Origin of the sequence: Acidisoma cellulosilyticum (assembly GCF_020621385.1) — a bacterium.
Classification (GTDB): domain Bacteria; phylum Pseudomonadota; class Alphaproteobacteria; order Acetobacterales; family Acetobacteraceae; genus Acidisoma; species Acidisoma cellulosilyticum.
The window spans coordinates 1-9,126 of record NZ_JAESVA010000028.1 but is presented as its reverse complement, the minus strand read 5'-3'; the positions used below and the strand labels follow the sequence as shown (position 1 = coordinate 9,126).

Genomic DNA, 9,126 nt, shown 5'->3' with positions numbered 1-9,126 from the left:
TTGACCCGGACAAGGGCTTCCGTCTGTCCACCTATGCGATGTGGTGGATCCGTGCAGCGATTCAGGAACATATTCTTCATAACTGGTCGCTAGTAAAGATGGGCACGACCTCTGCCCAGAAGAAGCTGTTCTTCAACCTGCGTCGGCTGAAGGGCCAAATGCAAGCCATCGAGGACGGTGATCTGCGGGCTGAGCAAGTCTCTGAAATCGCGCGCGTTCTTGATGTGCCGGAACAGGACGTGGTGAACATGAACCGCCGCTTGTCCTCCGGGGATAACAGCCTGAATGCGCCGGTTCGCGCCGATGGTGAGGGCGAGTGGCAGGATTGGCTGGTCGATGACAGCGATAGCCAGGAGGTTGCGCTTGGCGAGCATGAGGAGCTGACGGATCGCAAGGCGCTCCTCGCCAATGCGATGCAGGTGCTGAATGACCGTGAGCGACACATCCTCATTGAACGTCGCCTGAAAGATGATGCGACAACGTTGGAAGATCTATCGCAGCGCTATAATATTTCCCGTGAGCGTATCCGCCAGATCGAGGTGCGCGCCTTCGAGAAGCTGCAGAAGTCGATGAAGACGCAGATCGCCGATCGCCGTCAGCGGATTACGCAGCATGTCGGCGTCGGAAGCTTTGTGAGCTAAAAGTCATCAATCTCTTCTTCATCAAAAGACCCGGTCCAATGGCCGGGTCTTTTTGTAGCCGTTGCGCTGCCCGTGATTCTCCGCAGCTTATCATCAGGAGGACGCACTCATGACCTTGCTTTTGATCGTTGTCATTATTTTGCTTTTGGCCGGCGGTGGCTATGGCTATGGCCGAGGTGGCTCGGCGTGGACCTTATGCAGGCGGCGGCATCGGCGCGATAATCATCATCTTGATTGTTCTATTACTGCTTGGATACGTGTGACGCCTGCGTGATCATTAGGGAATGTGATCTAAGGTAGTCTACAAAGTGCTTTTCAGGCGCACATTATCTCTTACCAGAGCCGTAGTTCGCGGCACAGTAAGGAGAGTGAGATGAGGTATATCCCAATGACCGTACTGGCGGCGGCAATCGCAATGGCACCGATTGTCAGCGTTTGGGCAGATTCAGATAATGCGGTTCAAACCAAAAGCGCCGCTGTCGCCGGGGCTCGCGTCGGTTCGTCCAGCGTAAGCAAAAAACCAACCAGCGGCACATCTGGTGGTGGAATGTCGACTGCTAGCGGTAAGAAGGCTGGCGGTCTGTCAAAGCAGAACAAGTCTACGCTGACCGGGGCATCTAACTAAAGTTTTCTATCCCTTGATGAAAGCCTGGTCACAAAATTGACTGGGCTTTTTCTTTGTGAAGTATTGGCCTAATGTGAAATAAGCTACCAATTTCTTTTTGGCCATTTTCAACTTGCGGTTCTCCACTGCCAGGCACCTGACTGCGCCAGACCGGCTTGATCACGGAAACTTAGCTCTAAGCCCTCTTCTCCCAAATGTTGGTCGAAGAGTCTGAACACCTCCCCGACCGATTATTGCTCCTTTGTTCGATCACCGGCTCGATCGTTAATCCGACAAGGATGTCACCAAGGCAATGAAGCAAGACATCCTTGTCTTTGTCGACCCTGCCGCGACCGGGAGAGTTTATAATGTAAGCGCTCATGCACAGCCTCTTTCTGCTGCCTCGATCTCCTTGGCCACGAGGTCATACAGCGTGTCGTCCCGCCATTGATCCGTGATCATGACAGTCAAATAGCCCTGCGGTCGCCGCGTCGGCTCCATGTGATCAGCTTCGACGCGCATGAATTGGGCGACGGATGCCGAAAGGCAAGGTCCCAGAAGTCTACTTTTTTGTGCCTGAAGGGGGGCTCAACATCACGGCGCTCGCGAACGCTTTGAACGCCGCGCTTGTCGGCCGAGATCAGGCAGCGCTGCACAAGGGCCGCGTGCAATGCCGCTTGGGCCACGGTGCGACTGGCTGGTCATCGCGACAGCCCTGACCCTGCCGCGTTATTACCGGCTTGCTGCGGGCCTGCCTGACACTCATCGTGTTGCCGAAAGATGAAGGTGCCCTACCGGGCGCCACCGCCTCCCGTCTAGAGGGTGACCAACGCGATCGCCCGGATCAGCCAATGGCTCGCGCGCGTGCCGGGGGAAGGGTGCCCACTCTCTGTCTTCGAACCACTGATCGACGTGGTGCCGGCGGGGCTCGAACTCGCGCGGGACGGGCAATATGCGCTGGCGCAGTTGCACCCGCATCGACGTGCGCTTCCTGTGTCGCTGCGCTGGTGTCGGCTAGCGTGGCATAAGGACCAATGACCTTGCGGCCGGCATCCTCAAGATAGTCCTGCAACAGCATGCGAACGGGCGGTTCATCTTCGGCAACGAGAATACGAAGCCCGGACAGAATGGATTGCGACTTAGACGAGCCTCCAGCACGACCGACAGTCGATTTTTCCCTGCAACCGGCCATTTTCAAGCGATAAGCCAGCTAGGCTATGCATGGGCAAGTCGGCTGAGTCTAGTAGTGGTCTCCGGACCCGAGTAGGTCTCTTCCTACGGCAAAAAAATGATGCGTACCGTAAACCGAGATGGACGAGTTTCCCGCCGGAAGCCTCGCCACCGGTACAATCGGAGTTCGACCCTCCGAGACCGTGTTCGCAACTCATGAAACCGCGCTTTTCTTTATAAAAAATACTCACTTGGTGAGAAGGATCGCGGCCCAAACCGTATTCAGCCAATCTAAAGACTTAATACTTTGGAGATTGATTCCGTCTGAGCTAGCAGGGTAGTCTAATCAAATTAGGGAATGGGAACGCGCTGGTGTCCAGCTACGCATTGACCGAAATTACCTATCCTGGTGCATCTGCAACGGAAGTATCAGGCATTAACGCCTTCGGCGTGGTAACAGGGCTCTATATCCCAGCTGGCCAGCAGACGGTCCTTTCCTTCATCTGGTCGCCGGCGGACGGCTATATGTCCCTTCCTCCGGCGCCCGATGGCGGTACAGAAGTTCAGACTGTCGCAATACTCAATGATGGCGCTGTCGCCGGCTTATACGAGATCCCAAACGACGCTGGCATCCAAAATATCGGCTTTATCTACCAAAATGGTGCCTACACGATTATCGCCCCTCCCAACGCAGTTACGTCGGGCGTGCTGGCCGCCAATTCTTCCGGCGAGCTGGTCGGTTATGCGGAGTCCGAAGCTGGCTTCACTGCATACAGTTACATGAATGGCGTCTACACGACCCTGCCCAGTTTTCTGAACACTTACCAAACCATACCGCACGCCGTGAACGCCTCCGGCGTGATCGTAGGAGATATGGAGAACGAACAGGCCGTTACACGAGCCTTCCTTTATGACGGCACCCGCCTTCTCGACATCAGTGACCCTCTCGGGGTCAATTCCGTTGCAGTTGCCGTCAACGCAACCGAAGAGGTCGTCGGCCAATATACTGACGCCTCCGGCAATACCTTCAGCTATACCTACAGCAACGGCGTCTTCGCCCAGCTAGGTGGTCCCGTCGGCGCTCAGGACATACTTGCCACTGCAATAAACGATAGTGGCACAATCGTCGGCACTTATACAGACGCATCCGGACGTCAGCTTGGCTTCGTGGACAATAATGGAACATACACGACGGTGGCTGTCGATGACGATCCCCTTACTGAGATAACCTCCATCAATGATGCTGGCGAAATTCTGGGCATTGCCGAATCCAGCAGCAACCAGTTATATTCCTTCACGGCAGAGCCCAACTGCTTTCTTTCCGGAACCGCAATAGCAACGATTGCCGGCGAACAACCTATCGAAACATTGCAAATCGGCGACCTCATCATCACAGCGGATGGCGCTGTCTGCCCCATACGCTGGATCGGTCGCCGCACACTGTATGCTCATGGCCGCGATGGCCATGGCGGCCACCGTATCGCAGATCCAATAAAGGTCAGCCCAATTCGGATTATGGCCGGTGCGCTCGGAGGAAATCTGCCGTCGCGCGACCTGTTTCTCTCGCCGGACCACGCGATCCTGCTTAACGATATCCTGATCCAAGCCGGCGCCTTGGTTAACAACGCTACCATAATGCGTCTTGCCCGGCCGCCGGAGTGCTTTACTTATTACCATATTGAACTTACCCACCATGCCCTCCTGCTCGCCGAAGGTATTCCGGCCGAATCGTTCGTCGACAACGTCGACCGTCTGGGGTTCGACAATTGGGCTGAACACAAGGCACTGTATCCAAACGCCGCACCGATAGCGGAAATGAATGTCCCTCGGGCTCAATCTTACCGTCAGATACCACATCACTTACGCGAACAGCTTGACATTCATTCAAGAGAACTTGCCGGAAAAGATCGGACGGCAGCGTAGCTTGACGCGGCTAATCTTCCTATCTCTTTGAGGATCTTCATGTGGCAAGCCATGGCATTCCTCGCGACATGCTGCCCTCTGCTGCAATCAACGACATCCTACTGCAGCTTGATGCGCTCTGTGGAACTGGAGTTGTGCTGCGCGAATCTATGAGAATCATCTCGATTCTAACTATTTATTTTATGTAACGGGCTCTTCCTCAACGAGTGTGACGGGCCGGCAACTGGCCCGAAATCTTGCGGGACTGAGAAATTTGGCGCCAGCAACGTGCATGAGAAGCTCGACCAGGCTGACACATAGATCGTTTTACTATGCCCACAGGGCTACATGTTAGTCTGTAAAACGTCCCCGCTCCGCATACGGGAGCAGAGCGTTTCTCGCGCGTTATATTCAATTTGCCAAAAGCACGACTCATTGATGGAAACGCACCGACTTTCACACGAATCGAGGACGAGCCGGTACGTTTGGGCACCAGCCGTGATTGCCATCAGCCTGATTTGTTAACATCACTACCCACCCACTTCGGCTCGTCCAAGTTCACTGTCCCGTTCTGGCTGATGAAGGCTAACTCCTGCCCTTGGCTCTGCCGCTGCGAGACCCTGTTGATGCGGTGGCCTCCAGTGTCCGTCGTCGAAAGGTTCTGGACTTTGGGGTGTTATGATTAAGGGGGGATCTGGTTCATCAGGGTACATGTTTAGGCGGCGCTTTGGTGTGGATAAAGCGTCGATTTTGGATGGTTCGCCGTCTGATGCGTTGGCGCTCGCGTAGCATGGTTGTGCCGCACCCGGTGTAGACGTCGACCGGTGTGAGATTGTCAAGGCTTTCGTGATAGCGGTGATGGTTGCAATGATCGATAAAAGTCTCGATCTGACTTGCGAGTTTGCTGTGTAAATAGTGGTGCTCGAGAAGCAGGCGCCTTTTCAGCGTCTGATGCCAGCGCTCGATCTTGCCTTGCGTTTGCGGATGACAGGGAACGCCACGGATATGATCCATACCGTTTCTGTCCAGCCATTTCGCCAGGTCCTCAGCCACGTAACTCGGGCCATTGTCCGAGAGAAGCCGTGGTCTTTGGCGGATAGAGGCCTGATCCAGCCCTCCGCAGACGGGCAGGGGCGAGCCACGCATTGGTGCTGATCAAGAGCTACGTCTCGCACATACGATTCGCGAGATTTTACCTCCAGATTTATGATAGAGCGCTCTCAGTCGAAATCCACAGTGCGGCGGAAGTGCAATGAAGAACGAAACAATTCTCGACGACGGTCTTCAAAATGACCTGAAGCCCGGGCGGCCTCGGCTGTATAAGGCAATCCTGGTGAATGACGATTACACACCACGGGAATTTGTGGTCAATGTTCTGCGGGCTGAGTTCAGACTGGCCGACGAACAAGCCACCAAAGTAATGAGCACAGCTCATCAAAGGGGAGCCTGTGTCGTTGCCGTCTTCACAAAGGACGTGGCCGAAGCCAAGGTCATCAGCGCTACCGACGCTGCGCGCAGAAATGGCTTCCCGCTTTTATTTACTTCTGAGCCCGAAGAGTGAAACTCTGAGTGCTGGCAGGGCTCTCGCATTTGGACTAATGCTGTGGCGGACCACAGTCGTCGCTCACTGATATGCCTGGGTTCGAGAATGGCATTGGGGGTTGATCAGCGATGCCCTCGTAATGGCGTCGTGGAAGGAGGTTGTACGGCAGGTCGGTCCGACCGCTGGCGTCATCCATAGCCAATCGGTCAAGACCACCGAGAGCGGCGGTCTTCGCGGCTTCGATGCGGGGAAGAAAATCAAGGGCCGTAAGCGGCACATCGTCGCCGATACTTCTGGTTACTTCGTTGGATTGATTGTGCACATTACCAGCGATCGAAGATCGGGATGGCGCCGTCGTTGCGGTCGGCCAAGCAACACATGCTTCCTCTGTTTATGCAGGATCGCGTAGCCGCTGAGGGCTCTGGTGCAAAATTCTGTCGGTGTGGTAGTTCCGGGGGATAATGGTTGGATACGGATGCTGGTCTTGGATCGTTTGTTTTCAGGCCGTCATTTTGGTCGTGAGATCATCCTCCTCTGTATACGGTGGTATCTGCGCTTCAAGCTCAGTTTCCGCGATTTGGTAGAGATGATGGAGGAACGTGGCCTACCGATGGTGCACACCACCATCATGCGATGGGTGCATCGCTATACACCTGAATTCGAACGGCGCTGGCAACGCTTTGCCATTCCGTCGGGGCAATCGTGGCGGGTTGATGAGACCTATATCAAGATCAGGGAGACTGGGTGTATCTTTATCGGGGGGTTGATAGGTCTGGCCAAACCGTGGATTTCCGCCTGAGCCGCCGGCGCGATGTGGCTGCTGCCAAAGCGTTCATCAGCAAAGCGACCAGACGCCAAGGATCTGCGCCGCGGACGATCACGTTGGACGGATATCCGGCCTCCCACCGGGCCGTGCGTGAGATGAAGGAGGATGGCTTATTGCCGGCCGGCACGAAGCTGCGGTCATCCAAATATTTGAACAATTTGATCGAGCAGGATCATCGTGGGGTGAAGGCCCGGACAGGGCCGATGCTCGGCTTCAAACGCTTCAAGACAGCCGCGATTACACTTGCCGGAATTGAATTGATGCGCCGCATATACAAAAGACAATTCAACCTCGGAAAATTGCACATCGAAGGCGCAACCACGCCCGCTATCTGGAATGCAGTGCTGTCAGCTTGAGCGACTGCGACCACATAGTTGCCCCTTTCAACTAACCTCCCAATTTGCACCAGTGCCCCTTTTCACACCAGCGAGCCCGTGGGGACCGCTGGTTTGGTGCCTGTGCTTGGCGGGATCGGCGTGACGTGGATTGTCTCCAATTTTGCGCCGGAAGCCAAGGGCCACGGGGTTCCCGAGGTGATGGACGCGATTTACTACAAGGGCGGTGTTATCCGACCTGTGGTCGCCCTCGTGAAGTCAATTGCGTCAGCGCTTGCCATTGGGAGTGGAAGCGCCGTCGGCCGGGAGGGGCCGATCATACAAATTGGGTCGGCTTTAGGCTCCACACTTGGCCAAATCATTCACATGCAGGCAGGCCAGCGCATAACGCTTGTTGGGGCGGGGGCGGGCGCGGGCATCGCGGCGACATTTAATACGCCGATCGGTGGTGTCCTCTTCGCAACGGAACTCATGCTGCCCGAAATAAGCGTCAACACGTTCCTGCCGGTGGCAAGAGCCACAGGCACAGCAACATTTATTGGGCGCCTTTTCTTTGGAACACAGCCCGCCTTCGACGTGCCGTTTAATTTAGCGGCGATCCCAAACGAGCCCAGCAGTGTGCTCACGCCCATACTCTATGCCATGCTTGGTGGTATCGTTGGATTGGCTGCGGCTGGTTTTGTTCGAGGGCTGCACTACCTTGAGAGCGGCTTCGACGAGATTTCTGGCCGTTACTTACGCCACGCCATTGGAATGCTCATCGTTGGCATCATGATGTATGTCCTTTGGGTGGCGGCGGGGCACTACTACATTGAGGGCGTTGGCTACTCGACAATTCAAGCTATTTTGCATAATCAGCTGCCCGCTGCCCCTTTCCTATTAGTGCTTTTTGTCTGCAAGTTGCTGGCGACCTCGGTAAGTCTTGGATCTGGGTCTTCGGGTGGCGTGTTTTCACCGTCGCTTTACATGGGTGCAACACTGGGGGCCGCGTTCGCGTCTATCGTGACAATGCTCTTCCCAGGCGCTCCAGTCAGCCTGCCGGCATTCGCGATGGTTGGTATGGGCGCGATGGTTGGCGGTGGCACCGGAGCGGCCATGACAGCCGTCACGATGATCTTCGAGATGACCCGCGATTATAACATCGTTCTCCCGATGATCCTCGCAGTGGCTGTGGCGCTTGCTGTGAGGAGAATGGTCTCTCATGAGAACATCTATACGCTCAAACTCGTTCGGAGGGGTCACCCCATCCCGAAAGCCCTTCATGCCAATATGTTTTTGGTCCATAGCGCTGCCGACATCATGGAGCGTGATTTCTTAGTATTGGATGGCGGCACATCTTTCGCAGAGTACACTAAGCTAGCTGCCGCTCAAGGTGGCTCTCGGCACGTCGTGATCACGCAGAATGGCATGATTGTCAGCGGACTGCTTGTCGACGCGGATCTTCTTCAGATGTTCAATGCGGCGACAACGGATGTTCGACTAGATGCTCTCATCCAGAAGAATTTCACAATTGTCGGAGAATGTGACGTCGCCTTTGACGTGATCAATACGATGTCGAGAATGCGCGCCATGATCGCCATCGTCGTGAGCCGAGTGACCGGCCAAAATTCACAACGTGTCGTCGGTGTAATCACAAAAGAACACGTTGCAGACGCCGTGGCAAAGAGCGTCAAGATTTATCCTGGCTGATGCGCCGCAGGGATGAAAGGATTCCCGAGATTATGCCGGTTCACTGCCCCCCACTGAGTTGGCCCTCAGAGCTTCTTGAGGAGGGTCCTCCAGAGGATCCTACGATACTTTTGACCGGAGAAGCCAAAATCGCCGGTGCGCCGCACCGCGTGTACGCCATCAGAATGGGCCCTGTTGATCTTCAGCCGGATTTTCTTCCGGAATTTGACGAGGCACTTTACGCGGAAGCCCGGATTGAGGTGATGTTCGAGGAGCTGGAGTTTCTGGACGATTTCGATCGATCCTCCCTCATCGTGATTGACTCTGGGAGTTATCTAGGTCACCGACTCATTATGACGCAGCCAGATGCGGATTGAGGCGAGCTGAACAGAGGCGAGGAAGTTGTCGTCTCGTTTGTCATACCGTGTTGCGACGGC

8 protein-coding genes and 2 pseudogenes are annotated in these 9,126 nt (G+C 55.2%); 9 read left to right on the top strand and 1 reads right to left on the bottom strand.

The features are described from left to right. The 3 genes from ACELLULO517_RS28215 to ACELLULO517_RS28205 form a co-directional block, all read left to right on the top strand. The coding region (locus ACELLULO517_RS28215; RefSeq protein ID WP_227310840.1) for an RNA polymerase factor sigma-32 at positions 1-641 on the top strand (641 nt) is incomplete at its 5' end. Between the two features lie 109 nt (positions 642-750). After that, positions 751-915, top strand: coding sequence for a hypothetical protein (locus ACELLULO517_RS29220; RefSeq protein WP_264481710.1), 165 nt, complete (start codon positions 751-753; stop codon positions 913-915). Positions 916-2,787: 1,872 nt separating this feature from the next. Continuing rightward, a complete protein-coding gene (locus ACELLULO517_RS28205) occupies positions 2,788-4,338 on the top strand; it encodes a Hint domain-containing protein (RefSeq protein ID WP_227310838.1) in 1,551 nt (516 codons plus the stop codon). 681 nt (positions 4,339-5,019) lie between these two features. On the opposite strand, the pseudogene ACELLULO517_RS28200 reads toward ACELLULO517_RS28205, so the two are convergent. Further along, a pseudogene (locus ACELLULO517_RS28200) lies at positions 5,020-5,433 on the bottom strand (integrase core domain-containing protein); the annotation flags it as partial. A gap of 136 nt (positions 5,434-5,569) precedes the next feature. On the opposite strand from ACELLULO517_RS28200, the gene clpS reads away from it, so the two are divergent. From clpS to ACELLULO517_RS28170, 6 genes and pseudogenes are all read left to right on the top strand, one after another. Beyond that, on the top strand, positions 5,570-5,878 hold the full coding sequence (gene clpS / locus ACELLULO517_RS28195) for an ATP-dependent Clp protease adapter ClpS (protein WP_227310837.1): 309 nt from the start codon (positions 5,570-5,572) through the stop codon (positions 5,876-5,878). 70 nt (positions 5,879-5,948) lie between these two features. Further along, positions 5,949-6,213, top strand: a pseudogene (locus tag ACELLULO517_RS28190) (transposase); the annotation flags it as partial. 131 nt (positions 6,214-6,344) lie between these two features. Further along, positions 6,345-6,659 carry a hypothetical protein gene (locus ACELLULO517_RS28185; RefSeq protein ID WP_227310836.1) on the top strand — a complete coding sequence of 105 codons (315 nt, stop codon included), beginning with the start codon at positions 6,345-6,347 and terminating at the stop codon, positions 6,657-6,659. Next, positions 6,644-7,042 carry a DDE-type integrase/transposase/recombinase gene (locus ACELLULO517_RS28180; protein ID WP_319796459.1) on the top strand — a complete coding sequence of 133 codons (399 nt, stop codon included), beginning with the start codon at positions 6,644-6,646 and terminating at the stop codon, positions 7,040-7,042. Before ACELLULO517_RS28185 ends, ACELLULO517_RS28180 begins: the two co-directional genes overlap by 16 nt. A gap of 96 nt (positions 7,043-7,138) precedes the next feature. After that, positions 7,139-8,710 carry a chloride channel protein gene (locus tag ACELLULO517_RS28175; protein WP_227310841.1) on the top strand — a complete coding sequence of 524 codons (1,572 nt, stop codon included), beginning with the start codon at positions 7,139-7,141 and terminating at the stop codon, positions 8,708-8,710. A gap of 110 nt (positions 8,711-8,820) precedes the next feature. Next, positions 8,821-9,066, top strand: coding sequence for a hypothetical protein (locus ACELLULO517_RS28170; RefSeq protein WP_227310842.1), 246 nt, complete (start codon positions 8,821-8,823; stop codon positions 9,064-9,066). Positions 9,067-9,126 lie beyond the last annotated feature (60 nt).